Origin of the sequence: Pigmentiphaga sp. NML080357 (assembly GCF_002188465.1) — a bacterium.
Classification (GTDB): Bacteria; Pseudomonadota; Gammaproteobacteria; order Burkholderiales; family Burkholderiaceae_B; genus Pigmentiphaga.
This window is the reverse complement of record NZ_NINW01000031.1, coordinates 30,515-56,976: the sequence shown is the minus strand read 5'-3', so window position 1 is coordinate 56,976 and position 26,462 is coordinate 30,515. Positions and strand designations below refer to the sequence as shown.

Annotated in this window: 25 protein-coding genes and 2 CRISPR repeat arrays (1 of these 27 cut by a window edge); of the genes, 19 read left to right on the top strand and 6 right to left on the bottom strand. The window is 64.3% G+C overall.

The features are described from left to right. Positions 1-135: 135 nt before the first annotated feature. From cas3 to cas2e, 8 genes are all read left to right on the top strand, one after another. Entirely contained in the window at positions 136-2,004 is a 1,869-nt protein-coding gene (gene cas3 / locus CDO44_RS13745; RefSeq protein WP_158213287.1) for a CRISPR-associated helicase Cas3', read from the top strand. A gap of 228 nt (positions 2,005-2,232) precedes the next feature. After that, complete coding sequence (locus tag CDO44_RS28380; protein ID WP_144389522.1) at positions 2,233-2,538, top strand: type I-E CRISPR-associated protein Cse1/CasA; 306 nt, start codon at positions 2,233-2,235, stop codon at positions 2,536-2,538. Between the two features lie 82 nt (positions 2,539-2,620). Continuing rightward, positions 2,621-3,124 (top strand): type I-E CRISPR-associated protein Cse2/CasB, encoded by a 504-nt coding sequence (gene casB, locus CDO44_RS13735; RefSeq protein WP_087780778.1) that lies wholly within the window; start codon positions 2,621-2,623, stop codon positions 3,122-3,124. A gap of 58 nt (positions 3,125-3,182) precedes the next feature. Further along, positions 3,183-4,280 carry a type I-E CRISPR-associated protein Cas7/Cse4/CasC gene (gene cas7e / locus CDO44_RS13730; protein ID WP_087780777.1) on the top strand — a complete coding sequence of 366 codons (1,098 nt, stop codon included), beginning with the start codon at positions 3,183-3,185 and terminating at the stop codon, positions 4,278-4,280. A gap of 3 nt (positions 4,281-4,283) precedes the next feature. After that, positions 4,284-4,997, top strand: a complete 714-nt coding sequence (gene cas5e / locus CDO44_RS13725; protein WP_087780776.1) for a type I-E CRISPR-associated protein Cas5/CasD — start codon at positions 4,284-4,286, stop codon at positions 4,995-4,997. 1 nt (position 4,998) lies between these two features. Beyond that, a complete protein-coding gene (gene cas6e, locus CDO44_RS13720) occupies positions 4,999-5,658 on the top strand; it encodes a type I-E CRISPR-associated protein Cas6/Cse3/CasE (protein ID WP_087780775.1) in 660 nt (219 codons plus the stop codon). 72 nt (positions 5,659-5,730) lie between these two features. Next, on the top strand, positions 5,731-6,618 hold the full coding sequence (cas1e, locus tag CDO44_RS13715) for a type I-E CRISPR-associated endonuclease Cas1e (protein ID WP_087780774.1): 888 nt from the start codon (positions 5,731-5,733) through the stop codon (positions 6,616-6,618). Next, complete coding sequence (cas2e, locus tag CDO44_RS13710) at positions 6,615-6,917, top strand: type I-E CRISPR-associated endoribonuclease Cas2e (RefSeq protein WP_369824656.1); 303 nt, start codon at positions 6,615-6,617, stop codon at positions 6,915-6,917. The genes cas1e and cas2e overlap by 4 nt, the downstream gene beginning before the upstream one ends. 62 nt (positions 6,918-6,979) lie before the next feature. Further along, a CRISPR array of direct repeats spans positions 6,980-7,680; the repeat unit is 29 nt; unit sequence GTGTTCCCCGCGGGAGCGGGGATGAACCG. Between the two features lie 24 nt (positions 7,681-7,704). Here the strand turns inward: cas2e and CDO44_RS13705 are convergent. The 5 genes from CDO44_RS13705 to CDO44_RS13685 all read right to left on the bottom strand — a co-directional run bounded on the left by CDO44_RS13705 (position 7,705) and on the right by CDO44_RS13685 (position 13,679). Beyond that, positions 7,705-9,114: an alkaline phosphatase PhoX gene (locus CDO44_RS13705; protein WP_087780772.1), complete on the bottom strand. Its 1,410-nt coding sequence runs from the start codon at positions 9,112-9,114 to the stop codon at positions 7,705-7,707. Positions 9,115-9,206: 92 nt separating this feature from the next. After that, complete coding sequence (locus CDO44_RS13700) at positions 9,207-10,442, bottom strand: MFS transporter (RefSeq protein ID WP_087780771.1); 1,236 nt, start codon at positions 10,440-10,442, stop codon at positions 9,207-9,209. Between the two features lie 82 nt (positions 10,443-10,524). Then, positions 10,525-11,505: a gamma-resorcylate decarboxylase gene (tsdA, locus tag CDO44_RS13695; protein WP_087780770.1), complete on the bottom strand. Its 981-nt coding sequence runs from the start codon at positions 11,503-11,505 to the stop codon at positions 10,525-10,527. Positions 11,506-11,739: 234 nt separating this feature from the next. After that, positions 11,740-12,972, bottom strand: coding sequence for a monooxygenase (locus CDO44_RS13690; RefSeq protein WP_087780769.1), 1,233 nt, complete (start codon positions 12,970-12,972; stop codon positions 11,740-11,742). 68 nt (positions 12,973-13,040) lie between these two features. After that, positions 13,041-13,679, bottom strand: coding sequence for a flavin reductase family protein (locus tag CDO44_RS13685; protein WP_233146176.1), 639 nt, complete (start codon positions 13,677-13,679; stop codon positions 13,041-13,043). Here CDO44_RS13685 and CDO44_RS13680 point away from each other — a divergent pair. From CDO44_RS13680 to CDO44_RS13670, 3 genes are all read left to right on the top strand, one after another. Beyond that, complete coding sequence (locus CDO44_RS13680) at positions 13,678-14,151, top strand: MarR family winged helix-turn-helix transcriptional regulator (protein ID WP_087780783.1); 474 nt, start codon at positions 13,678-13,680, stop codon at positions 14,149-14,151. The genes CDO44_RS13685 and CDO44_RS13680 overlap by 2 nt on opposite strands. A gap of 209 nt (positions 14,152-14,360) precedes the next feature. Further along, positions 14,361-15,395 (top strand): ABC transporter substrate-binding protein, encoded by a 1,035-nt coding sequence (locus CDO44_RS13675; protein ID WP_087780768.1) that lies wholly within the window; start codon positions 14,361-14,363, stop codon positions 15,393-15,395. Next, positions 15,392-16,615, top strand: a complete 1,224-nt coding sequence (locus CDO44_RS13670) for an amidohydrolase family protein (RefSeq protein ID WP_087780767.1) — start codon at positions 15,392-15,394, stop codon at positions 16,613-16,615. The genes CDO44_RS13675 and CDO44_RS13670 overlap by 4 nt, the downstream gene beginning before the upstream one ends. An 18-nt stretch (positions 16,616-16,633) precedes the next feature. On the opposite strand, the gene CDO44_RS13665 is transcribed toward CDO44_RS13670, so the two are convergent. After that, entirely contained in the window at positions 16,634-17,530 is an 897-nt protein-coding gene (locus tag CDO44_RS13665) for a LysR family transcriptional regulator (RefSeq protein ID WP_087780766.1), read from the bottom strand. Positions 17,531-17,864: 334 nt separating this feature from the next. Between CDO44_RS13665 and CDO44_RS13660 the strand changes: the two genes are divergently transcribed. The 8 genes from CDO44_RS13660 (at position 17,865) to CDO44_RS13625 (ending at position 25,125) form a co-directional block, all read left to right on the top strand. After that, on the top strand, positions 17,865-18,689 hold the full coding sequence (locus CDO44_RS13660; protein WP_087780765.1) for a cysteine hydrolase family protein: 825 nt from the start codon (positions 17,865-17,867) through the stop codon (positions 18,687-18,689). A gap of 10 nt (positions 18,690-18,699) precedes the next feature. Further along, positions 18,700-19,743, top strand: coding sequence for an ABC transporter substrate-binding protein (locus CDO44_RS13655; protein ID WP_087780764.1), 1,044 nt, complete (start codon positions 18,700-18,702; stop codon positions 19,741-19,743). Positions 19,744-19,807: 64 nt separating this feature from the next. Then, on the top strand, positions 19,808-20,599 hold the full coding sequence (locus tag CDO44_RS13650) for an SDR family NAD(P)-dependent oxidoreductase (RefSeq protein WP_087780763.1): 792 nt from the start codon (positions 19,808-19,810) through the stop codon (positions 20,597-20,599). Positions 20,600-20,610: 11 nt separating this feature from the next. After that, the gene (allB, locus tag CDO44_RS13645; protein WP_087780762.1) at positions 20,611-22,068 is read left to right on the top strand and encodes an allantoinase AllB; all 1,458 of its coding nucleotides are present in this window, start codon (positions 20,611-20,613) and stop codon (positions 22,066-22,068) included. Then, on the top strand, positions 22,065-23,231 hold the full coding sequence (locus CDO44_RS13640) for a ring-opening amidohydrolase (protein WP_087780761.1): 1,167 nt from the start codon (positions 22,065-22,067) through the stop codon (positions 23,229-23,231). The genes allB and CDO44_RS13640 overlap by 4 nt, the downstream gene beginning before the upstream one ends. A 4-nt stretch (positions 23,232-23,235) precedes the next feature. Beyond that, positions 23,236-24,099, top strand: coding sequence for an ABC transporter ATP-binding protein (locus CDO44_RS13635; RefSeq protein WP_087780760.1), 864 nt, complete (start codon positions 23,236-23,238; stop codon positions 24,097-24,099). Further along, the gene (locus CDO44_RS13630) at positions 24,096-24,893 is read left to right on the top strand and encodes an ABC transporter permease (protein ID WP_087780759.1); all 798 of its coding nucleotides are present in this window, start codon (positions 24,096-24,098) and stop codon (positions 24,891-24,893) included. The genes CDO44_RS13635 and CDO44_RS13630 overlap by 4 nt, the downstream gene beginning before the upstream one ends. Before the next feature lie 25 nt (positions 24,894-24,918). After that, positions 24,919-25,125 carry a hypothetical protein gene (locus CDO44_RS13625; RefSeq protein WP_087780758.1) on the top strand — a complete coding sequence of 69 codons (207 nt, stop codon included), beginning with the start codon at positions 24,919-24,921 and terminating at the stop codon, positions 25,123-25,125. 329 nt (positions 25,126-25,454) lie between these two features. Beyond that, positions 25,455-26,462: direct repeats of the CRISPR family, unit length 29 nt; unit sequence GTGTTCCCCGCGTAAGCGGGGATGAACCG; it runs 1,647 nt beyond the window's last position.

Below are 26,462 nucleotides of genomic sequence, written 5' to 3'. Positions count from 1 at the left end.
ATGGGTTGCAGCGGGAGAAAGTCTACCTGTTCGATCGTCATGGTTGCGTCCGCAAAAGTCGTTGCGGACGCAAGCTTGACCACTTGTACGCTACCCCGATAGGGCGTTGTTCGCTAACCGCTTACGATCCATCTATTGGAAGATGTCACCGGCGCGGGCAAGACCGAAGCCGCCATGATGCTGACTCATCGGCTGATGAGTGCCGGGGTTGCGGATGGTTTCTTTATCGGCCTGCCTACCATGGCCACTGCCAATGCCATGTACGGCCGCCTGAGTCATTTCTATGCTCGGCTGTTCGATGGTCTTGCCAGTCTGGTACTGGCCAACGGCCAGCGTGAACTGGTTGAAGCCTTTGCCGCTTCGGTCTTGCGGTCGGGACCTGTCGAGCACGATCTGGCCCAGAGGGATGAAACAGCCTCTGCCCGGTGTACCGCCTGGCTGGCTGATCACAACAAGCGTGTCCTGCTGGCACCGGCTGGCGTGGGCACCATAGACCAAGCCTTGATGGCGGTTCTACAGGGTAAGCATCAGTCTTTGCGACTGTTGGGCTTGTTCCGAAAGGTGCTCATCGTCGATGAGGTTCATGCCTGCGATGCATACATGCAGGGGGTGTTGGAACACTTGCTCCGTGCTCATGCATCTGCGGGGGGCAGCGCGATCCTGCTATCGGCCACGTTGCCCGAGCGAATGAAACGCGCGTTGCTTGCTGCGTTTGCGGAAGGCTGCCGTCAACAGCCGCCTACATTACCCGCCGATATGGCCTATCCGTTGATCACGAGTTGGAACGCGGACCGGGCGCAACATGTGGAGACCTACCGCGTGGGAACGCGGGCAGATGTCAGTCGGACCGTCAAGATCCGCTACGTAGCGGATCTCGACGAAGTCGTTGCCGGCATTCGCCGGGCGCTGGACGGGGGGCGTTGCGTTTGCTGGGTACGCAATACGATAGCGGATGCCATGACTGCTTATGCGCTGTTTGCCCATGAATTGGACGCGGAGCGGCTCATGCTCTTCCATGCACGCTTCACCTTGCGTGATCGACTCGACATGGAGGCTCGTATCCTTGACCACTTTGGCGCGCACAGCACCTCGGCGCAGCGCCGCGGACGACTGGTCATCGCAACTCAGGTGGCCGAACAGTCTCTTGACGCGGACTGGGACTGGATGATCAGCGATTTGGCTCCGATCGATCGTCTCATCCAGAGAGCGGGCCGCCTGCAACGCCATCGGCGCGATGCATTGGGCAATCGCCTTGCCAATCCTGCAGATCCCGATGGTCGCGAGCAACCTTGCCTATGGGTGTTAGGCCCGGCCTGGACAGACGCACCTCGTGCGACCTGGTTCAAGGATGCCTGCCCAAAGTCCTCCAAGGTCTACCGCCATCATGGTCAATTGTGGCTGACTGCACGCTTCATTAAAGAAGGTCAATTGCATATGCCCGCCGATGCGCGGCGATTGATCGAAGGTGTCTTCACGGAGGACGTGGATCTTCCGGCCGGTCTGCAGCCCGTAGCCAATCACGTCATTGGCGAAGAAAGCAGCGAGGCCTCCCACGCATATAGAAACGCCATCAAGCTGGATGTCGGCTACGTCTGGCGAGGAGAGCAGTGGTGGTCGGATGCACAAACCCCTACTCGCCTAGGCGAGGCTAGCGCGAGTGTGGTGCTGTGCCGGTGGGACGGAGAACGGCTGCTTCCATGGGCCACTCATGCACAACCCCGGCACGCATGGGCCTACAGTACGGTACGAGTGCCGGAACGGTTGATTGCAGAAGTCGTTCCCCCGAGCGATCCGCAGCGCTTGCGGGCTTGGGAAGAAGCCAAACTGACGCTGCCGGATCAGGGGAAATGGTCGGTGTTGTTGCCGTTGGAGAAGACGGGACGAGATTGGATCGGCGTCGCCATGGGGAGGGCAAGTAGTGGTGAGCTGGTGTCGCGGCAGTGGGTTTATGACGCGAGGTTTGGATTGTTTCCGCTGCCACTTAGGGTGAACGAGCGAGGGTAGGAGCCCATTGCCCTCGCTTCACATCCCCAAGAGCTTGGGGAACGGTTTTTCCGTAGCAACACATACGGTTCATCCCGTGGCCGGCTTACCGTCGGGAATCAAAGGCAATTATCGCATTATCGGACAGTAGGTGTTTATCCATAAGTTTTTTTGTGAGCAATACATACTTATTGACGAGGGCTAACTGTATGTTTAGACTGCGTCCATTATTTGAATCAGGGGAAATCCGTGTCACTGCTAACCGATGAATGGATGCCCGTACGCGACCACTCCGGGAAGCGCCGTTGGGTTGCACCCAGCGAGTTGTCAGCCCCCGACTTGGTCGCCTTCGATGCGGAGCGGGCCGATTTCAATGGCGCCCTGGCTCAGTTTGCTATCGGCTTGCTCTCGACGCATGCCCCTTTGAACAATGCACGCGACTGGGAAAGCTGGTTTGTCTCGCCCCCCGATGCCAGCACTCTGCAGTCCTGGTGGAGGGACAGCGTCGCCCATTTTGTCTATGGCGGTGAGCCACTATGTTTGGCGAGAAGTTGAGGAGAACACTGAATCTCCCCGTCAGCGCTGCAAAACCCGCCACGGATACGCAGCCTAGAACCCAACATGAGCAGGAGGCTTGATGTCCTTGATCCTGATCCCCGACAGCCCCGAAGGCCAGTCCATCCGACGTTGGCTGACATACCTGGACGAATACGATAAAGGCGGGCGAGCGCAATTGCGCCGGGCTTCTTCTGTGCTCGACGCCGTCATGTGTCCTGCGGTGCATCGTTTGCGCCAACAACTGGAAGAACTCCGCTCAACATCGATCAATGATCAACTGCTTGATCGCCTGGCCATCGCCTGCGCGTTGATGGCAAATCTGAAGCAGCCCACCGGTCGCCTCGCCGTACCGTTGGCCATGAGCGAACGAGCTGCGGGCTCCGATCGCAATGCCGTGAGCGAGTTGCGCTTCCGCCGCTTGCTCGATGCGCACAATGACGAAGCGTTGTTCACGGGGTTACGTCGGGCGCTGCCCTTGATTGACGGTCTCGTTTGCCCGATTCAACTCGCCGGCGATGTCGTTTTCTGGGGCGACAAAGTCAAGCGCGCCTGGGCGTACGCCTACTACCGTTGGCCCAATTGAGCCAACCTGACACATTCGCTTGTCTGCTTCTCCTACTTGCGCTGTACAGAGGAAATTCATGTCCGACTTCATCCAATTGCATATCCTGACTCATTACGCACCGGCCAACCTGAATCGCGATGATACCGGCCGCCCCAAGACGGCGCTGATGGGAGGCGCTTTGCGGCTGCGTGTCTCTTCGCAAAGCCTCAAGCGTGCCTGGCGGACTTCCGATCTATTCGAGGCAGCAGTAGGAAATCACTTGGGAAAACGCACTCGTCTTCTGGGAAAGGATGTGTATGACGCCATGCTGGCCCAGGGATTGGACGCGCCGAAGGCACTGGAGTGGGCCCGTCAGATCGCCGCAGCCTTCGGTTCGCTGGAAATCGAGAAGCCGGAGTCTAAGAAGAAGAAATCCGACGGCGACAGCGCGGCGGAGCAAGACCTGAAGAAGCTGCTGCAGATAAAGGAGATCGTGCACGTCTCTCCCGCAGAGCGGCAAGCTGCGTTGCAGTTAGCGGCGAATTGTGTCCAGCGCGGCAAGGGCCCTGAGGTCGACGAGCTGAAGCTGCTCAGCAAAGACGCTACCGCCGTAGACGTCTCCATGTTTGGCCGCATGCTTGCCAGTGCCAGCGAGTTCAACGTGGAGGCAGCCGTGCAAGTCGCCCACGCATTTACGGTCCATCGTGCGGAAGTCGAAGACGATTATTTCAGCGCCGTGGACGATCTGGATACGGACACGGGGGCAGGCCACATTGGAGAGCGCGGCTATGGTGCCGGCCTGTTCTACCTGTACGTATGTGTGAACCGCACGTTGCTGCAAAAGAACCTGCAAGGCGATAAGGCCTTGGCGAACCGGGCAATGGCTTCCTTGCTGGAAGCCATCACCAAGGTTAGTCCCACCGGTATGCAAAATAGCTATGCCTCGAGGGCTTATGCCGCCTATGTGTTGGCAGAGAAGGGCACACAACAGCCGCGCAGCCTCTCTCAGGCTTTCCTGCGGCCCGTGCGCGGTAGCGACGACCGGTCGATGTTGACCGAATCCATCGCGTCTCTACAGAAACAGCGGGAAAATTTCGACAAGACATACGGCCCCTGCTCGGATGCCTGCCTGGCGCTGGACACCGATGCGGGCACGGGTTCGCTGCAGGCCCTGATCGATTTCATTCAGGACTGAGTCATGCAGTACCTGGTATTTCAACTGCAAGGCGCCATGGCCTCCTGGGGAGAAGCGGCCGTGGGCGAGTATCGCGGCACGCAGGACCTTCCAACTGTATCCGCTCTCGCTGGCTTGCTGTGTGCCGCCTTGGGTCTGAGACGCGATCAGGAAAACGATATCCAGGCCGTTCACCGACACTATTTGCCGGCGGTCGGCGTGTATGCCTGTGGTCCAATGCTGCGTGATTATCATACGGCGCAGGTTGCTCCGCGCAGCTTGCTCAAGGGGACTCGCCATGCCACTCGCAAAGATGAATTGTCATTTCCGAGGACGGATCTGAGCACCATCCTTTCTACCCGCGATCATATGCAGGAAGTCCGGTATCGCATCGCAGTCCAAACCGAAAAGGAGGCCCCCTATCCCCTAGATGTCCTGCGCCGGGCCTTGTTGACACCCGTTTTTGTCCCTTATCTGGGACGAAAGTCCTGCCCGCTGGATGCGCCTATGGCTCCTTGCCTGGTGGATGCCGATGATGTGTTGTCCGCACTGTCCGGCTACCCGTACGCTGCGGAAGGGTCGACCAGTCTTCCTTTCAAGTTGACCTGGTGCGATGGCATGACGCCTGGTGTCGAATCCAGTCTGACCGTTCGCCAACGTGACCGCCTGATTCATCGAGGCGCCTGGCAGTACGGTGAACGCACTCAGCACGTGGCGATACTGCCCCAGGAGGCCTGACATGCATTTCAGTGTCATCACCCCCACGCCGGGCTTGGAACACGAGGCGATGCATCAATTGTTCCAGGGAGTCTATGCCGAACACCAATGGCTGTGGCGCTTCTTCCCCTCTGAAACCGGTACGGCTCGAGACCACATTTTCCGTCGGGCGGATCACGGACAGGCGATGCGCTTCTACGTGGTCTCCAAGCGTCCTCCCGTGGCTTTCAGCGATGCCTGGTCTGTGCAAACGCGGCCCTACACCCCCCGGCTGCAGGCCGGCGACCAACTGGAGTTCGAACTGCGTGCCAACCCTGTCGTTACCCGTCAACACGATGACGGCAAAAGTCGCCGTCACGACGTGGTGATGGATGCCAAGAGGCGAGCCAAGGAAGACGGCTCCGAACGGGTATCGAGCTATTCCCTGGTGCGATCCGCATGCACCGCGTGGCTCAATCAACAGGGAGGACGACACGGTTTCCTGGTCGACGAGACCAGTTTGTCCGTGGATGGCTATACCCAGCATGTAGGCAAGGGGGATCGGATCCGCTTCAGCTCTGTGGATTTTCGTGGGGCCCTGAGAGTGACCGATCCGGATGCCTTCGCAGCGATGTTGGCGTCGGGTTTAGGGCATGCCAAAGCCTTCGGATGTGGCTTGATGCTCGTTCGCAGGCCGCTGTGACGGTTCGCATGGACATGTGGAGGATCGAGCGTGGCCGGCAATCATCTACTTCCACCCCTAAAGCCCCTGCCCATGAAGGACCGTATTTCGATGATTTTCGTCCAGTACGGTCAGATCGATGTACTGGACGGGGCGTTCGTTCTCATTGACAAGACCGGTGTGCGTAAACACATTCCGGTTGGCTCGGTGGCTTGCATCATGCTCGAACCGGGCACGCGCATTTCTCACGCGGCGGTCAACCTTGCCGCGACCGTGGGCACGCTGCTAGTCTGGGTGGGGGAGTCCGGCGTACGTCTCTATTCGAGTGGACAGCCCGGAGGCGCAAGGGCTGATCGCTTGCTCTATCAGGCCAAGCTTGCGCTGGACGACGACTTGCGTTTGAAAGTCGTACGAAAGATGTACGAAGTGCGATTCGGCGAACCCGCTCCCGCTCGACGTAGCGTCGAGCAACTGCGCGGCATCGAAGGAGCACGCGTGCGCAGCACATATAAGCTGTTGGCTCAACAGTTTAAAGTGGATTGGCAGTCCCGCAACTATGATCGCCAGCAGTGGGATGCCGCGGACATTCCGAATCGTTGCCTGTCTGCAGCGACAGCCTGTTTGTATGGCATCACAGAGGCTGCCGTGCTGGCGGCGGGGTACGCTCCGGCGGTCGGCTTCATACATACCGGCAAGCCACTCTCATTCGTCTACGATATCGCGGATCTGTATAAATTCGAGACTGTGGTACCGCTTGCCTTTCGCATCGCGGCCAAATCTCCAGAAGTGCCTGAGCGCGAAGTGCGCCTGGCCTGCCGGGATTTGTTTCGATCAGATAAATTGCTTGGTCGGATCATTCCGTTGATCGAGGAGGTGCTGGCTTCTGGTGGTATCCAGCCACCGGAAGCGCCCCTCGAGTCAGTACCGCCAGCCATCCCGAATCCCGAGAGCCATGGGGACGTCGGGCACCGGAGCCGATGATGAGCTTCCTCGTGGTCGTCACCGAAAATGTTCCACCGAGGTTGCGCGGGAGATTGGCCATCTGGTTGCTCGAGGTTCGATCCGGTGTCTATATAGGCGATGTCTCGCGGCGCACGAGGGAAATGATTTGGCAGCAGCTTGATGCGGGCCATGAAGAGGGGAACGTCGTGATGGCCTGGGCCAGCAATAGCGAATCTGGCTATGATTTTCAAACGCTTGGAGCAAACCGTCGTGAACCTATCGACTACGATGGATTGAGGCTGGTTGCTTTCTCGCCTTTAGAGATTCCGGATCTTTAACAAAAGTTGGTGGATTTTTTCGGCCTGGTTTTTTCTTTTGAAAACAACCAGTTATGTTTGGTGTGTTCCCCGCGGGAGCGGGGATGAACCGTTTGCGCGTGATTGCGAGATATGCGGGGATATGTGTTCCCCGCGGGAGCGGGGATGAACCGCCTGGGTGGAGCAACACGGCGGCAATATGGCCGTGTTCCCCGCGGGAGCGGGGATGAACCGCGAAGCGCCGTTCAGTGAGACAGCAATGGGCTGTGTTCCCCGCGGGAGCGGGGATGAACCGGGGGAGTCGTGAATGGCAACGCCTGGAACTGCGTGTTCCCCGCGGGAGCGGGGATGAACCGTGAATTTCACCAGCGGGCGCATGGGGCGCAGCGTGTTCCCCGCGGGAGCGGGGATGAACCGCGACAAGCGAGGGGCCATGAGGGTTATCCGGGCGTGTTCCCCGCGGGAGCGGGGATGAACCGGTCAGGCCCTTCTCCTCCAGCTCGCGTCCGAAGTGTTCCCCGCGGGAGCGGGGATGAACCGCTCTATGCCCTCGCAACCGGGGTCGAACGTCCGTGTTCCCCGCGGGAGCGGGGATGAACCGAGCACATTTGGTACTTCGAGGATCGAGGCATTGTGTTCCCCGCGGGAGCGGGGATGAACCGTCCACGACACCTCGTCCTGATCAGCAATGAAAGTGTTCCCCGCGGGAGCGGGGATGAGCTTAGCAAGTTCGACGAACGCATTAGGCTGGCCCAGTGTTCCCCACGGGAGCAGGGATGCCCGTCGCTTTCGCTACTACCGATGCCCCTCACAGCACCAGTTTGGTGGGCAACAGGATCTCGAATGTGATTCCGTCCTCCGACCGGCCCGTGGCGCCACGCTGCGAGCTGAAGTAGAGTCGCGTCCCGTCGGGAGACACCGCGGGGCCGGTGATCTCGCTGTCGTCGTGGCCTACCAGGCGCATCACCGCCTGCGAGGTGCCGTTGTCGCGCAGTACGCCGATCTCGAGATTGCCGGCGTCCTCGGCGACCAGCATTTCGCCGAAGGACGTGATCGTGATGTTGTCGGGTTCGTCGATGCTGTGTGTTTCCGGCGTGCCCTGCTTGCCGTCGAAGATGATTTCCAGCGTGCGGTTGGCGGTGTCGTAAGCCCAGATCCGGCTATTGCTGGAGGTGACGAAGAACACGATGCCGTTGAAGAACCAGATGCCTTCGGCTTTCTGGAAATAATTCCCGGGCGGAAGAATGCCGCCGGCACGCAAGGTATCGCGTATGCTCTTCTGCCCCTGGTCGGGAAAGGCGACCGGCTCCCAAGTGACCGAGGCGGGCGGTTTGCCAAAGCCGACAATGTCGGCGTAGGCCGCGTCCGACGCATTGGCGTCGCGTGGCAGCGCATCGATGCGCAACACTTGCAACTGGCCCGACTCGAACTTGACGGGGCGTTCCGCGCCGGCCGGCCAGTCGGTCGAGTCGCAGACGTAGCGGTAGACACGCCCACCGCCTGCGTCCTCGGTCAGGTACAGCATGCGATTCGCCGGGTCCACGCACACCGCTTCGTGCGCATATTTGCCGAGTGCGGGCCAGGCGCGCGGCGGGGTGGCGTCGGACCAGGGCCGGTAGGGATCGCATTCCCATACCAGGCCGGCTATCTGCTGGGTAAGTTCGAATTCTTCGCAAGACAGCCAGGTATTCCACGGCGTGGGACCACCCGCACAGTTTCCGGAAGTGCCCTTGAGGACCGGATAGGCATCGATGATTTTCCCGTTCTTGTCGAACTTCAACGCGCTGACGCCGCCTAGCGGAGCAGTCATCTCCGCGTTGCTGACATAGATCCAGCCGCCTCCGTCCGTGGGGTAACAGGCGCCTCCGTCGGGCGCCGCGTGCCACAGGAAGCTGCTGCCGCTCACCGGCGCTTGGCCGCTGCGCGCGACGATGCGCGAGGAGAAGCCCTTGGGAAGCATCACGCCGTTGGCGTCCGCGGGCTGCAGGGCGGAAAACTGCGCGAAGGGGTTGAACTTCTCGGGCTCGACAGGCGGGTTCGGATCGACCGGATCGGGATCGACCGGCGCGGTGGGATCGGCCGGGTCGTCGCCGTCGCCGCCACAGGCGGCCAGGAATCCCGCCAGGCTCACGGCGCCCGCGGTGCGGAAGGTCTTGAGCAGGAAAGCCCGGCGCAAGGAAAAATCGAGGGGGACGGCGGGGTAGGTATGCTGGCTCATTGTTCTCGGGATGTCGTGGGAGGGGGCGCTTGCAGGTGCAAAGCGCTGCCATCCTCCCCGCTTCCCGTTACATCGCGGTGACGCCGTGCTCGTCAATGCGCCGCCTGCAACACCTCCGACCGATTGCCGCCGCCATTCTGGCGAGGGTAGGCGTAGGCGCCGAGCCGCAGCACCAGCATCGCGGAAGCCAGCAGGACCAGGCTCAATCCGGTCAATGCCGACGAATAGCTTCCTGTCGCGTCGAACACGAGCCCCATGACATAGGGGCCTCCGCCGGACCCCGCCATGAAGGCGGCGAACAAATAGCCATAGATCTCGCCGAAGCTCTTCAAGCCCAGGTAGCGCGACAGCAGGAAGGCGATCAGGTCCACTTCCGCGCCCAGGCCCAGCCCTATCAGCACGACCGCGACGGCCGCATAGGCGGGCGACGGGTTGGCGAGCAGCAGGGCGATGCCGGCTACCGGGACCAGGAAGAAGAAGGCCGCCACGTAGGGCGCGAAGATGCGGTCGAGCAGGAAGCCAGCCAGCAGCCTGCCTCCGATGAGCGCAAGGCCGGCGAAGCCCAGCGCCGAGGTGGCGAGCGTGGCGGCAATGCCGCGGTCGACCAGCAACGGAACCACGTGGGCGATGACGCCGTTCGTGGCGAGGGCGACGCCCGCAAAGGCGATGGCCAGTTTCCAGAACAGGGGGCTGCGCAGCGCCTGTCGCCCGGTCAGCCCGGGCAACGCCGGCAGGCCGTCGGCCGCGGCGCGATGGGGCGGTTCGCGCACCGCCAGGCCGACTGCGGTAAACCCGACAACGAAGGTGAGCGCCGCCAGCCCGACGTATGCGCCGCGCCAGCCCACGTGCGCGACTAGCGCCTGGGCGAACTGGGGAACCAGCGCCGCTCCCAGGCCGACGCCGGACATGGCCACGCCCAGCGCCAGCCCGCGCTTGTCGTCGAACCAGGTGGCAATGGCCTTGGCGTAGGGCAGGGGCGTCTGGCCCGCCGCGGCGATGCCCATCAGCGCATAGATGATCATGAACTTCGCCGGCGTATCGGCCAGGAAGGCCAGCGCGACCATCGAGAGCGCGAACAGCGTGATGGCCGGCAGGGTGACGGCGCGCACGCCGTGGCGGTCGGCGAGCCTTCCGGCCAGCGGCACGCATAGCGCGGTCACGCATAGCCCGATCACCAGGGCCAGCGATGTGGTGGAACGCGACCAGCCGAACTCGCTGGTGACCGGCAGCAGAAACACGCCGAAGGTGAATTGCATGATGGGACCATTGCCGACCAACAGGCCGAACACGGATCCGACCACGATCCACCATCGATTGATCGTCTTCATTGTCTTCCTCCTGATGGCTCGGGCCATCTATGGGATGGGATCGCCGGCCGGATACGATGTCCGGCCGGGGGGGGGGGGGCGATTACCGGTCCAGCTTGAACAGCCGCGCCGCATTGGCGCTGCCTATTTTGAGCCGGTCGGCTTCGCTGATGCTGGTTGAGTCGAACCATTCGGCCGCATGGTCGATGTTCTCGAACGGCCAGTCGGTGGAGAACAGAATGCGGTCGGCGCCGATCTCGAGGATGGCATCGATCAGCGCCTGCGTGCGGAAGTTGCCCGAGGTGGTCAGGTAGAAGTTCTCGTTGAAGTAGTCGACGATCTTCCTCTTGGCCGGATACTTCGGCTTGGCCTTGAGCCAGGCGTTGCGGTGGTCGATGCGCCACATGCTGTAGGGCAGGCCTTCTCCCATGTGGCCCAGGATGATGCGCAGCGCCGGAAACTGGTCGAATAGGCCCGAGCCCATCAGCCGCAGGGCATGCACCGCCGTTTCCTGCCCGAATGCCCACGTCGGTCCGAGCAGCCAGCCGTGTCCGTCGTAGATCCCGGCGTCGAGTGGCAGCGGATTGCGCGGATGCAGGTAGAACGGGACGTCGAGCGTCTGGACGGTTGCCCAGAACGGCCGGTACTGCGGCATGTCGTAGTACAGCGGCTTGGAATGCCGCACGTCTTCGGAGAATCCGTTGACCAGCGCGCCGACGAAACCCAGGTCCTTCACGCAGCGCTCCAGTTCGGCCGCCGCGAGTTCCGGTTCCTGCATGGCCAGCGCGGCAAAGCCGCGGAACCGGTCCGGCCGCTTGGCCACTTCCTCCGCCAGGAAGTCGTTGGCCCTGCGGGCCGTCTCATGCGCCTTGCGGTGGTCCCCGATGGCCTGCACCGCCGGCGCGTTCAGCGACAGGATCATGACCTCGATGCCATGCTCGTCCATCAGGCGCAGCCGCCTGTCCTGGATATCGAGCAGCCGCGACTTCAGCTCCGGCCAGTCCTTCTCCGGCACGAAGCCCGCCGAATCCATCAGGGTCTCTTCCGTGGCGAAATGCTCTTCCAGCGCGATTTTTCCTTTCATCCCTCTCTCCTGTACATGCAGTCAGAAAATGCAAGATCCCAATTCACGCAGAACGCGGTGCCCGGGATCTAGTACGAGCTTCTTGAGGTGTCACGCCACTGCTACCGCTGGCAGCCAGCGAAGCACCGGCGCCACATTCCAAGAAAGCGGTACTAGATCCAGGATGCGGTGGATCCGGCTACGCCGGTCCACCCGCATCGCCCCCTGGGGGGCGCCCGAAAGGCGTAGGGGGGGTCAATATTGCCCACGCGGCGTCAACCCCAGCGCCATCTGCCCGTACATCGTGCCCACCGCATCCCAGTTCATGCTGATGTGGCGGCCGACCGCGTTGATGTCGCGCCAGGCCCGCTGCACCGGGTTGTCCATCTGCAGGCCCGCGCCGCCGGTGGACGCGTTGAGGGCCTCGATCGCCCGCAGCGCCAGCGATACCGCGAACGACTGGCCGCGCCGGCAAACGATGCGGTCTTCCTCGGTCACGGCATGGCCGCCGCCGACCCTGGCGGTGACCCAGCGCAGGTCGCGCAGAAGGATCTCCCGTGCCGCGTCCGCGCTGGCGGCCGCTTCCGCCACGCGCAACTGGACCGTGGCGAACTCGGCCATCTTCTGATGCGCGCCGGCCACCGCGCCGCGGGTGACGCGGCCGCTGGTGACCGCTACGTACTCGTCGAGTGCCCCCTGCGCGGCACCTACCGCGACCGAGGCCAGGCACGAGGGAATGACGGTCAGCATGGGAATGCGGTAGCCGGGGACTTGCCGGTAATGCGCGGCGCCTGGAGTGTTGCCCGACGTGGTCTGGGCGAAGGTCAGCAGACGATGGGCAGGCACGTACACATCGTCGAGCACCAGTGTCTTGCTGCCTGTGCCCGCCAGCCCGACCACGTTCCATGTGTCGACGATGCGATAGTCCGTCGCGGGTACCAGCAGGAAGGCGGGCTCCAGGCGAGACGGATCGTCGGCGCACGGCACCATGGCGGCGCAGAGCGCCCACCGGGCGTTCTCGCAGCCACTGGCAAAACTCCAGCTTCCGCTCAGCCGCAGGCCGCCTGGCGCCGGCTGCGCCCGGCTTGCCGGCGCATACGATCCGCATAGCAGCGCATCGGGGTCGGCGCCCCAGACGTCGTGCTGCGCTTCGGCCGGAAAGCCCGCCAGCAGCCATTGATGCGCGGCCAGCAGGCCGCACACCCAGGCGGTCGATGCGCAGTGCTGTGCAAGGAGCAGATTGGCCTCGACCAGCGCTGCGAAGCTCTGCTCCGCGCCGCCGTATGCAGCTGGCTTGACCAGGTCGAAGAAGCCGGTGGCGCGCACCAGTTCCATGTGAGCAGCGGGTATGCGGCGCGCGGCCTCCACTTCTCGCGCAGCGGCGCGCAAGCCGGGAGCCAGCTCGCGCAATGCGGCGACGAGGGGCGGGGAGGGCGCGTCCGTGCCGCCGGGCGGCGACAGAATGGCGTGTTCCGCGAAACTGCTCATGATGGTCTCCGAGTTGTGTGCATGAATGGCCGGCCTTCCGGCACGCGGTGCAAGGGAGTGGAAATGCGCTAGCCCGACGCCATGGGGATCGAGCGGCAATAAGTCGCGTTCTGGTAAAGCAGCGGGGCACTGCGGTCTGACAGCTGCACGTCGTGGACCTCGCCGATGAAGACGGTGTGCGTGCCGAACGGAACGGCGAGCTTCTTGACGCAGAAAATGCGGGCCTGCGCCGAGGCCAGGTGCTTGATGCCTTCTTCGGTTTCGGCCCAGTCGCCCAGGGAAAACCGTTCGCCGGGCGCGACCGCGCCGCTGAAGGCGGCGGAAAGGTCCTGGTGTTCTTGCGCCAATACGTTGACGCAGAACCGCTCGGTCGAGGACATGATGTGATGCAGCAGCGTGTGGTTATTGATGCAGACCAGCAGCGCCGCGGGATCGAGCGATACAGAGGTGACCGCGGTGGCGGTCATGCCGTGGCCGCGCTCGCGGTCGCCAGCGGTGATGATGGAGACGGTGGCGGCGATGCTGCGCATGGCCTGGCGAAACGCGGCTTGCACGTTGCCGGAAGGCGTGGCGGCCATGTGTCTTCCTCCATGTTCTTCGTACTGTTTGAACAGTTTCACATACAACAATTGAAAATACAACTGTTGTAAAGTCCAAATCAGATAGGGGTTTTCTCTGCCCCGGTTCCTGAGCGCAGCCTTGACCATGTATCGATTGACCGATTCCTTTCCCTACTTGCTCAACCGCGTGGGCGTGCGCATAGGCGAGTTGTTCAGCAAGCGGCTCAAGCCTTATGACCTCACGCTGCCGATGTATCGCGTGCTGGTGTCGCTATGGGAAAGGGGCGACCAGAGACTGAACGAACTGGGCAAGGCGACCACGCTGGAGGTGTCGTCGCTGTCGCGGCTGATCGGCACCATGGAGGAGCGCGGCCTGGTGGTCCGGAACCGGCTGGAGGACAATGCGCGCGCCGTGGCGATAAACCTCACCGCGGAAGGAAGACGGTTGGCGGAAGAACTGATTCCGCTGGCTGTCGAGTTCGAGGAAGTGGCCATCCACAGTTTCGGCAAGAGCGAAGTGGCGCGGCTGAAGTCGGCCATGCTCGACATCTACGAACACCTGAACGCGCTCGATCCGCGGCTGCTGGAACCGGGCCGCAAGCGCAAATCCGGACACTGAGCACTCCAGCCCGCCCATCCGTTGCCCATACGGCAACGGATGGGCCGTAAAAAAGCAAGGCGCGCGCTCGCCGCCTGGCACAAGGCATGCATGAGCCGGGTATGGCCCGGAACAGGACCCCGCGTGCACCATGAGCGGGCGTCCTGCCGCTCGAAGCTGCGAGGGGGATTGCCTTTCGGGTCGCCACCCTATCGAAGGAACGATCCGACATGCCTATTTCCCGCTGGACTACCCTGGGCGCCGGTTTGCTTGCCCTGGCGTGCGCCCTGCCTGCCGCCGCCCAGGCTCCCACCAAGATCAGATTCACGCTGGACTGGAAGATCCAGGGCGTACACGCCTGGTTCTACTGGGCCAAGGACAAGGGCTACTTCAAGGATGAAAAGCTGGACGTGGCCATCGACCAGGGCGACGGGTCGGCGGCGGCGGTGACGCGGGTCATGTCCGGCGGCTACCAGGCGGGCGTGGGCGACGTGAATGCCATCATCCAGAATGCGGCAACCAAGCCGGGCGAGGCGCCGGTCATGGTGTACATGATCTACAACCAGGCGCCGTTCGCGCTGATCGCCAAGGCGGACGGGCCGATCAGGACGCTCAAGGACGTCGAGGGCAAGACGCTGGGATCGCCCGCGGGGGCGGCGGCCCTGAAGGTCTTCGCCGCGCTCGCCCGGCGCAACGGCATCGACGAGAAGAAGGTGAACTGGACCAACATGGCGCCAAACCTGCAGGAGCAGATGCTGCTGCGCGGGCAGGTAGATGCCTCGGCCGTGTTCGCCGCCACCAGCTACATGAACCTGGTCGCCCAGCACGTAGACCCGGACAAGGACATCCGCTGGATCTTCTACAACGACAACGGCCTGGACCTGTACAGCAACGGCGTGCTGGTGTCCGCCAAGCTGCTGGCCGAGCAGCCGCGCGCGGTGGGCGGCCTGGTGAAGGCGGTCAACCGGGCGATGAAGGAATGCATCGCCGCCGCGGATGCCTGCATCGACAACCTGGCGCGCAACGAACCGCTGATCGACAAGAGCATCGAGAAGCGCCGCATGCTGTACGTGCTCAAGCATTCGATCCTGACGTCCGAGGTGGCCGAGATCGGATTGGGGGACGTGCGCGACGAACGGATGGCGCGCGCCATCGACCAGATCGCCGACAGCTACGGATTGCCCCACAAGCCCGCCCCCAACGAGGTGTTCAACCGGGGCTTCCTGCCGTCCAAGGCCGAACGCACGGCCAAGCTGCCGCTATGACGACCGGGCCGGGAGGACGGGATGCCTGGGGCATCCGCAATGCCGCCCTTCCGGGGCGCGAGGGGCGGTGGCGCGTGATCGTGGCGGGCGGGCGCATCGCCGAGGTGGCGCCGGAGGGAGACGGCGGCAGGTATGCCGACGTCTGGGACGCGGGCGGGCGGCTGCTCTCGCCGGCCTTTGTCGATCCCCACGTCCATGTGGACAAGGCGCTGACCAGCGATCGCGTGCACGACGCCGTGGCCGCGTCCGACCTGGACGCGGCGATACGGGCGGTGCGCCGCCTCAAGTCCGCCTTTACCGAAGAGGACGTCGCCGCCCGCGCGACGGCGTCACTGCAAATGGGCTTGATGCACGGCACGACCGTGGCGCGCACCAACTGCGAGGCTGACCGCCACGTCGGCCTGAGGGCCGTGGCGGGCGTGCGCGCGGCGGCGCGGGTGCTGGCGGGAAAGGTGGACCTGCAGGTCATCGCCTTTCCCCAGGAAGGCTGGTTCGAGACCGCGGGGTCCGTGGAGGACGGCGCGGCGCCGTACATCGAGCAAGCCCTCGAGGCTGGCGTGCGCATCGTCGGCGGCAACGTCAACCGGGCACTGTGGCCATCGGACCCCGAGCGCCAGGTGGACGAGAGTTTCGCGCTGGCGGCCCGCTACGACTGCGACATCGATTATCACCTCGACAACTGGGACACGCCGGAGTCCTTCACGCTGCCCTATGTGGCGCACAAGACGCTGGCGCAGGGATGGCAGGGCCGGGTCGCGGTGTCGCACATCGCGTCGCTGGCCTGCGTGGGCGAGGCCGAGGCGGCCGACGCGATCGATGCGCTCGGGCGCGCCGGCGTGAACGTCTGCGTGCTGCCCACCCGCATGCGGCTCACGCGCGTGCTCGAGCTGATGGAGGCCGGGATCAACGTGGCCTGCGGCACCGACAACATGCGAGATCCGTTCGTGCGCTATGGCGATGCCGACCCGCTCAAGGCCATGCTGCTGCTCGCCCAGATCACGCACCAACTGCACAACGCCGGGCTGGAACGGATCTGGTCGACCATGACCGGCAATGCGGCGCGCATGCTGCGATTGCAGGACTATGGCATGGAGCCTGGCTGCCACGCCGACCTGGTGTTGCTGGACGCGCATTCCGCGCCTGACGCGATATTGCGGCAGGCCGCCCGGCTTGCCGTGTTCAAGCGCGGCGTGCAGGTGGCGGGGCGTCGAATGGCTTGACGCTGGTGGCGGCCGGCATCAGTCGCCGGCCGTCGCCAGCGTCTGCTGGACGTGCTCGACGAAGGCGTGCGCGATGACCGGCAACTGGCGGTGCCGCAAACTCGCCAGCACCAGCTTGCCCTTGGGGAAATGCCGATCCTCCAGTTGCCGCGCGACCAGCTCCCCTCCCTCGGTGACCGCGCCTATGGCGATCTGGAAAGAAATGGCGTGCTGGTAGTAGAGACAGCCGCGCAGGAACTCGAACGAGTTGCTTTCCACCATCGGCCGCAGCTTGACCGAGCTGCGCATCATGAAGCGTTCCAGCAGCTGGCGGCCGCCTATGTCGCGATCGGGCAGCACCACCGGATAGTCGGCACAGTCGCGCAAGTAGACGTGCGGACGCCGGGCCAGCGGGTGGCTGCGGTGCATCAGGGCCACCAGCGGCTGGTCGAACTGCCTGATGGCCTCGATGTCGGCCTCCGGCGCAAGGTTGAACACCAGCGCCAGGTCCACGTCGAACGCCCGCAGCGCCTCGAGTGCCTGCAGGTGATCGCCGATGGTCACCTCGAACGCGACCAGGGGATGGGCGGTGCGGAAAGAAGCCACCGCACCGGGCAGGTAGGCCGGCCCCAGCGCCTGGCTGGCGACGATGCGGACCGTTCCTCGGCGCTTCCCTTTCAGCTCCTCGATCTGTGACCGGACGCCGTCGAGTTCGGCACTGCGGCTGCGTATGTAGCGTACGAAGAGCTCGCCGGCGGCGGTCAGCCGCATGCCGCGCGGCAGGCGCTCGAAGATGGGCGTGCCCAGTTCTTCCTCCAGGTCCTGGATGCGACGGTTGACGGCCGATGGCGCGACATGGAGCCGCTCGGCGGCCTGGCGGATGGAGCCGATGCGTGCGACTTCGTCGACGTAGCGGAGAAAGCGCAGATGATTCATGAGGATAGGACCTGGAAGCAGGGGAGTGATGGGTGCACCGTCTCGTGGCCCGGACCGCCCGATGACGGGCATGCCGCCTCGCTTTGGTGCATGGGCCGGCGAGCGATCGAGGCGCGCGGGCCATCCCGGCTCTGGCGCCGGAACGAGCCCAGGGCTTGTGCGGACAGGGCGCCAGCCAAGCGTGGTGCGGGCCTATTTCGCATCGTTGCCGCCGCGGCAACGGGTAGTCCTTCAAATGGCATTGAACTGAATCGCTGAAACGGGTGGACGGGTACGGTCATTGCATAGAGCAAATCACGTTCCGGGATTCACCGGACCACGCTTTGCCGAGACCATGAACGCACCATCCATTCCGATCACCCCGTTCGGCCCCTCGCCGGACAACGCATGGACGCAACGAGGCGACTGCCTGAGCCTCGTCCGTTCTCCCCGGCCGCCGCGGCCGCTGCGACTGCCGGCCGACGGGCAGGCGCTGGAATTCGATCTCGCCCGTTCCGCCCTGATCGTGATCGACATGCAGAATGACTTTTGCCATGCGAGCGGCTGGTTCGGCCAGAAGGGCGTGGACGTCTCGCCCATGCGCGCGCCCATCCCCGCCATCGCCGCGCTGTTGCCCGCGTGGCGCGCCGCGGGCGGACGGGTAGTCTGGCTCAACTGGGGAGTGCGCGCCGATCGCCTGAATCTGAGCCCCACCATCCTTTTCAAGGGCAAGCGCAGCGCCGACGGCGTGGGCTATGCCGAGCGCTCGCCCGACGATCGCGGTCCCAGCGTCGTGGCTGGCGAGTGGGGCGCGCGCGTCGTCGACGAGCTGCCTGTGGCCCAGGGCGACACTACCGTCTACAAGCATCGCCTGAGCGGGTTCTGGGACAACGAACTGGACAGCCTGCTGCGCCAGCAGGGCATCACGACACTGTTCTACGCGGGCGTCAATACCGACCGCTGCGTGTTCTCCACGCTGCAGGACGCGGGCTTTCTCGGCTACGACAACATCCTCCTGGCCGATGCCTGCGGGTCGCCGTCGCCGGATTACGTGACCCAGGCCATTCATTTCCTCGTCAGGCAATTGCACGGTTTCGTCGCCAGCGCGCGCGACCTGACCGGCGCCCTGGCGGCCATCGCCCCGCCATCGCCGGGGCGTTCCTCCACCCCCGTTCTCTAGGAGTCGCTCCATGATCGATCGTTTCAAACGGCTTGCCCTTTCCGCGGCCGGCGCCGCCGCACTGGGGCTGTGCCTGTCGGTGCTTCCCGCCGTGGCCGCTGCCCAGAGCCGGATCAAGCTCACCTTGAACTGGAAGTACGAGGGGGCGCAGGCCTGGTTCTTCCTGGCCCAGGAGCGCGGCTATTTCAAGGCCGAAGGATTGGATGTCCAGATCGACCAGGGCGAGGGATCGGCCGCCGGCGTGCCCAAGGTCGCCGCCGGCACGTACACGGCGGCGTTCGGCGACATGAACGCGCTGATCGACTTTGCCGCACGCCGCCCCGACGACGCGCCGGTGGCCGTCTACATGCTGTACAACGTCGCGCCCTTCACCGTGGTCGTGAAAAAAGACAGCCCCATCAAGACGCCCAAGGATTTCGAGGGCCGCACCCTCGGCGGGCCGGCCGGCGACGGCGCGCTCAAGCTGTTCCCGACGCTGGCGAAGACGGCGGGATTCGACCTGGCCAAGGTCAAGATCAACAACATGGCGCCCAACCTGCGCGAGCAAATGTTGCTGCGCGACCAGGTCGACGGCGTGTTCGGCTACGTGAATACCGTGTGGTTCGCCGCCAAGCTGAGCGGCATGGATCCCGAGAAGGACCTGCGCTTCATCAAGTACGCCGACTATGGCCTGGACCTGTACTCCAACACCATCATGTTCTCGCGCAAATTCGCCAAGGAGAACCCCGAGGCGGTCAAGGGCTTCCTGCGCGCGCTCAACAAGGCGATCAAGGACGTCGTGGCCGATCCCGATGCCGGCATCGCCGCGGTGCTCAAGCGCGAACCGCTGCTCAAGGCCGAGCTGGAGAAGGAGAAGTTGCTGGCCACCATGAAACGCGACATGAGCCACCCCGAGATCGCCAGGATCGGGCTTGGCGACGTGGACGACGCTCGCTTGAAGCGCGCCATCGACCTCGTGGTGCAGGCCAACCAGCTGAGCAGCACCCCCGCCACGTCCGCGGTATTCGACCGCGGCTTCCTGCCGGCGCGCGCCGAACGCCCCACGCACTTCTGAACCGCCTCCCGCCAGCCGGCGCGGGAGACATGAAGCCGTACCCGTATTGATCGAGAGACATGACATGGAATTGCAGCTGAAAGACAAAGTGGCGGTCATCACCGGTCCCGCCAAGGGCATGGGCAGGGCGATCACGCTCGCCTTTGCCCGGGAAGGATGCTCGCTGGTACTGGCCGGGCGGGATGTCGCCGCCATCGAGCCGGTCGCGGCCGAGGCGCGCGCGCTGGGCGTGCGCGCCAAGGTTATCCGGTGCGACCTGACCGACGCCGGCCAGACCGAGGCCCTGGGGCGGGAAGCCGAAGCGGCTTTCGGCCGGGTCGACATCCTGGTCAACGTGGCCGGCGGCTCGGGCCCGATCGGCAAGACGGGCTGGGAGACCACCGCCGAGGAGTTCGACGAGATCGTCGGCCTCAACATGAAGGGCTGCTTCAACACCATGCATGCCGTGCTGCCAGGCATGATCGCCCGGCGCTACGGCAAGATCGTCAACGTCGGCGGCACTTTCGGCATGCGCGGGCGCGCCGGCCGCATGGCGTATTCCGCCTCGAAATGGGGCCTGCGCGGCATTACCAAGAGCTTCGCGCTGGAGGCCGGCCCGCACAACATCAACGTCAACTGCGTTGCGCCCGGCATGGTGGACGGCCCGCGCTTTCGCGAGAAGGTCTGCGCCGACATGGCCAGGAAGCTGGGCATCCCGCTGGAAGAAGCCATGGCGCGCCATGCCGCCGACTATGCATTGCGCCGCGTTTCGACTGACGAGGACGTGGCCATGGCCTGCCTCTTCCTTGCCAGCGACGCGTCGCGCCAGATCACCGGCGTCGATCTGCCGGTCGACGGCGGCTGGGCCGCACTGTAAGGAGAAGATGCATGAGCCAGGTGGATCTCCTCATCCGGGGTGGCAGGATCGTGTCGCCCGACCAGATCATCGAGGCGTCGGTCGCCATCGACGGCGGCCGGATCGTCGCCGTCGGCCATGACGACATGATGCCTTCCGCGCGCGAGACGCTGCAGGCCGACGGCCTGTACCTCTTGCCGGGCGCGATCGACAGCCACGTGCATTTTCGCGATCCAGGGTATCCCAACAAGGAAACGTGGAAGAGCGGGTCGGCCGCAGCAGCCTGCGGCGGTGTCACCACCGTGTTCGAGATGCCCAATACGAATCCCGCCACCGGCACGGTCGAGGCGCTGCGAATCAAGCAGAAGGCGGCGGAATCGTCCTATGTGGACTACGGCATCCATGGCCTCCTGGGCGACGACACCATAGACAGGCTGGAAGAATTGCTGGACGCTGGCGTGACCAGCTTCAAGGCCTTCGTCGGCAACACCTTCGGCAATTTGCCCGCGCCCACCGACGGCGCGCTGTTGGAGGGGTTCGAGAAGCTGGCGCCCCTGGGCATACGCACGGTCGTGCATGCCGAGAACTCGTCCATCATGGCGCGCCGCCAGCAGCGCATGGAAGAGGCGGGACGGATAGACGCCATGGCCCATCTTGCCTCGCGCCCGGCCGTGTGCGAGATCGAGGCCATCGGCCGGGTCCTGACGCTGGCCGAATGGACCGGGGCCCGGGTGCACATCGCCCACCACAGTTCGCGCGATTCGCTGTTCCTGCTGCGCGACGCCAAGCGGCGCGGCGTGGACGTCACGGTCGAGACCTGCCCGCAATACCTGCTGCTGAACATCGGCGACATGACTCGCCTGGGCGGCATCCTGCGCCTGAACCCGCCGATACGGGAAGCCCATCACAACCAGCCGCTATGGGATGCCCTGGTGGAGGGCGTGATCGACATGATCGCCACCGACCACGCCCCGCACACGCCGGAAGAGAAAAGCCGGCCCAATATCTGGCAATGCGACTGCGGCTTTCCCGGGGTGGAAACGCAGATGCCGCTGATGCTGACCGAGATCAACCGCGGGCGGGCAAGCCTTATGGACTATGTGCGCTGGAGCTCGGTCAACCCGGCCAAGGCCTGGGGCCTGTATGGCACGAAAGGCGTGATCGCCGCCGGCGCGCATGCGGACATCGCCATCGTGGACCTGGAGCGCGAAGGGGTCCTGTCGGAAGGCAAGCTGCACAGCGTCAGCAAGATCTCGCCATGGAACGGCCGCGTCGTGAAGGGGTATCCGCTGCATACCCTGGTGCGTGGCCGCTTCGTCATGCGCGACGGCCGGCTGGTCGAGGAGGCCGCCGGGTGGGGGCAGTCAGTCAAGGGCGTGCAGCGCATGCCGGCTTCCAAGCCCCGCAACGTCGAGAGCTACACGTCGAACATCCTGGAGACGCCGGCGGGTGTTCCGCCCACGGCTGCACCCCGCCGGGAGGCCGCATGACCGGGAGAGCAGAAACCGCGGGCCGCCGGGCGCAGGTCGTGGGCGTGCACCGCGTATCCTGCCGCGGGCCGGGCGACCTGTCCGGGGTCCGGGCGCTGGTGGATGCGGGCGAGCTGGATCCGCGCCAGATCGTGGCGGTCATGGGCAAGACCGAAGGCAATGGCTGTGTCAACGACCACACGCGCGAGTATGCGGCGGTGAGCTGGTGCCATTTCCTGGCTCCCTACCTGGGCTGCTCGCCGGCCGAGGCCGAGTCGCGCGTGGCGCTTGTCATGTCGGGCGGGACCGAAGGCGTTTTGTCGCCGCATTTCACCGTATTCACGCGCCGTTTCGCCGAGGCTGCGGACGCGCCGCCGGCGGACAAGCGACTGGTGGTCGGCGTCGCGCACACGCGCGATTTCGCGCCCGAGGAAATCGGTCGCGCGGCGCAGATCGACGCCACGGCCGAGGCCGTGAAGGCCGCCATGGCCGACGCCGGCATCGCGTCGGCGGCCGACGTGCATTTCGTGCAGGTCAAGTGCCCGCTATTGACGTCGGCCAAGGTGAACGATGCGTTGTCGCGCTCGGCAGACCCGGTCACGCGCGACACGTACGAGTCCATGGGCTACTCGCGCGGCGCCTCGGCGCTGGGCGTGGCGGTGGCGACCGGCGAGGTCGCGCGCGAACGCGTCGGCGACGCCTCGGTGCTGAACGACTGGTCGCTGTGGTCGGCCCGCGCGTCGGTATCGGCCGGCATCGAACTCGAGGGCAACGTGGTGATCGTTCTGGGCGAGGCCCAGGGCAGCCTGTCGCCCTACCGCATGGCGCACACGCTGATGCGGGACGCCGTGGACGCCGCGAGCGTGCGCGCCATGCTGCGCGAGTCTTTCGGCCTGGATCCCGACCGCGATGCCGAGGCGCTCGGCCAGCGGCTGGTGAACCTGCTTGCCAAGGCCGAGGCCAGTCCCGACGGCGGCGTGCGCGGGCAGCGCCACACCATGCTGAACGACTCCGACATCAATGCCACCCGCCATGCGCGCGCGGCGGTCGGCGGCGTGCTCGCTTCGGTAGCAGGCCATACCGCCCTGTACGTGTCCGGCGGTGCCGAGCATCAAGGTCCACCCGGCGGCGGGCCCGTGGCCGCCATCTTGCGCATCGAAGCGCCGCCTCTCCTCAGGGAATGATTTCATGACTCGATCCTTCATCGAACTGGCGGACGTGACGCTGCGCTACGGCGGCGGCACGCTGGCGCTGGACCACACCGACCTGGACATCGACCAGGGCGATTTCGTCGCGCTGGTCGGCCCCAGCGGCTGCGGCAAATCCACCATCCTGAAACTGGTGGCGGGGCTGCTCAATCCCAGTTCCGGCGGCGTCATCGTCGGCGGGCGCGAGGCCGGCGCCAAGGGCGGCGGACCGGCCGATCCGCATACGCCGCGCGTGCGCATCGGCCTGGCGTTCCAGAACCCCACCATGCTGCCCTGGCTGACCATCCGCGAGAACGTCATGATTCCGCTCAAGATCGTTCAGCCGTTCCGCGCCGACTACGCCCGGAAGAAGCGGGGCGAGTTCGCCGAGCGGGCCGAGGCACTGCTGGAACAGGTGGGCCTGAAAGGCTTCGGCGACAAGCGCCCATGGCAATTGTCCGGGGGCATGCTGCAGCGGGCGTCGCTGTGCCGCGCGCTGGTGCATGACCCGCAACTGCTGCTGCTGGACGAGCCGTTCGGTGCGCTGGACCAGTTCACCCGGGAAGAACTGTGGGCCATCATGCAGGAACTGTGGATCGCCAAGCGGCCGACGGTGCTGCTGGTGACGCACGACCTGCGTGAATCCGCCTACCTGGCCAATCGCATCTGCGTGATGAGCTCGCGCCCCGGCCGCATCCTGGAGGACCGGGAGGTCGGCTTCCCGCGCCCGCGTACGCTGGAGGACAGCTACGCGCCGGAATTCGCCACCCTGGTCCAGGAACTGCGCATGCGCATCGCCCATGCACGCACGGAAAGCGATACCGCTCCCGCCAAGATCGAACCGCTCGAAAGGAGAGTCGCATGAGCGACGAGAAAAAGCCGCTGCTTTCGCCCAAGACGAAGCGCTACATCCTGTCCGTCCTGGCATTGGCCGGCTTCTTCCTGCTGTGGGAGGCGATCTGCCTGGCAACGGGCGTGTCCGACCTGGTCCTGCCGCGCCCCAGCCAGATCGCCGCCGTGCTGGTGGAGAAGATGCCGCTGCTCTGGCCGCATACCGTGCAGACGCTCTACACGACCGTGACCGGGTTCGTGCTCGGCGTGCTGGTGGGCATCGTGCTGGGCGTGATCATCGGCTCCTCGCGCCTGGCCTACGACGTGGCCTATCCGCTGCTGGTCGGCTTCTCCAGCATTCCCAAGGTGGCCGTGGTGCCGATCTTCGTCGTCTGGTTCGGCGCCGGAACGATGCCGGCGATCCTGACCTCGCTCGTCATCAGCATCTTCCCGGTGGTGGTCAACGTGGCCACGGGCCTCGCCAATACCGAGCCCGAACTGGAGGACGTCCTGAAGGTGCTGGGCGCCAGCAAGCGCGACGTGCTCTGGAACGTAGGCCTGCCGCGCGCGCTGCCCTATCTGTTCGCATCGCTGAAGATTGCCATTACACTTTCGTTCGTCGGCACCGTGCTGTCCGAGACCGTTGCCGCCAACAAGGGCATCGGCAACGTGATGATGATCGCAAGCGGCAATTTCGACGTGCCACTGGTGTTCGCCGGCCTGTTCATCCTGGCGGTGCTGGGTGTCGCGCTGTATGCGGTCTCCGCCCTGATCGAAGTCAGGCTGACCGGGTGGGCGCAACGCAAGAACGACATGGCCATGGCGTGACGCGGCCGGCGATTGGGAATCTTGAATGAGCACCACAGCAGTTGCACTAGGCAAGGTCGCGGTTTTCTGCGGCTCGAATTTCGGCTTTTCCGACGAGTACGCGCAAGCCGCGCGGCGGCTGGGCGCGCAGATCGCCGCCCGCGGCCTGACGCTGGTCTACGGCGGCACCCACAAGGGCTTGATGGGTATCATCAACCGCCGGCTGCATGATCGGGACGGTCCCGCTACGTGAAAAAAACACGCTGATGTCAATGCCGTCGGTTCGGTCAACTTGTTCTCGTAACCGCTTTTTAGCGACCTGTTTAGATGGGTCATATGCTGACCCGAGGGAAAAGCCACTTTGAGTTAAGGATGTGAGGGGGTTGTGCTCGCGGGATGGAGCCTGGATCCTCATTCCATGCGGAACGTCCAGAGCTCGCATTTGTTGCGGCTGAGAGCTGATTGGCTATGATGGCTTGAGGGACGATCTGTTTGCCTTTTCAGGCGGGCTTGGTTCTTTAAAAAGTTGGTAGATTCCAAGAGACCGATTTTCTCTTTTTAAAACAATTACTTATATTTGGTGTGTTCCCCGCGTAAGCGGGGATGAACCGCCGCTGCACGAGATGGCTTCGCAGACGATCCCGTGTTCCCCGCGTAAGCGGGGATGAACCGTGGTGACGATGCGGGAAGGCCGCCAGACTTTCGTGTTCCCCGCGTAAGCGGGGATGAACCGGCCTCGGAGGCGAGTTCCAGGATCGACAAGGTGTGTTCCCCGCGTAAGCGGGGATGAACCGATGACGCGGACATTGCGCATGAACGTATGCGCGTGTTCCCCGCGTAAGCGGGGATGAACCGTGCTTGTTCCGGTCGGTACAAACCAGACTTCAGTGTTCCCCGCGTAAGCGGGGATGAACCGGATGTAGACCCGTACGTCATCGGGCAGGCGCGGTGTTCCCCGCGTAAGCGGGGATGAACCGTCCTGGTCGATGGCCTGCTGCTCGCGGTTCCAGTGTTCCCCGCGTAAGCGGGGATGAACCGATGGCTTGGAGGTTTGCGGCCGGCGTCCGATAGTGTTCCCCGCGTAAGCGGGGATGAACCGGAGGCAGCATGACCGACACGACCGAAACGTCCGTGTTCCCCGCGTAAGCGGGGATGAACCGTTGTCGCGCTCCCACTGGCTGTTGAAACGGACGTGTTCCCCGCGTAAGCGGGGATGAACCGTAGCAGGCGAGAAAGGCGATCCGCGTTGTTGCGTGTTCCCCGCGTAAGCGGGGATGAACCGTCGCTGACCGAGGACATTAAGCGCCTGAGCGAGTGTTCCCCGCGTAAGCGGGGATGAACCGCCGCGCTCGATCGTGCCGCTCGCGTGATGGAGGTGTTCCCCGCGTAAGCGGGGATGAACCGGGGACCTCCAGGTCGATAGCAATAGCGTTCGGGTGTTCCCCGCGTAAGCGGGGATGAACCGCGGCCGGCGAACTCCCTCGAGGGCTTCTCGGTGTGTTCCCCGCGTAAGCGGGGATGAACCGAGGCCGCCGGTCAGGTCATCATTGATCGCGCCGTGTTCCCCGCGTAAGCGGGGATGAACCGATC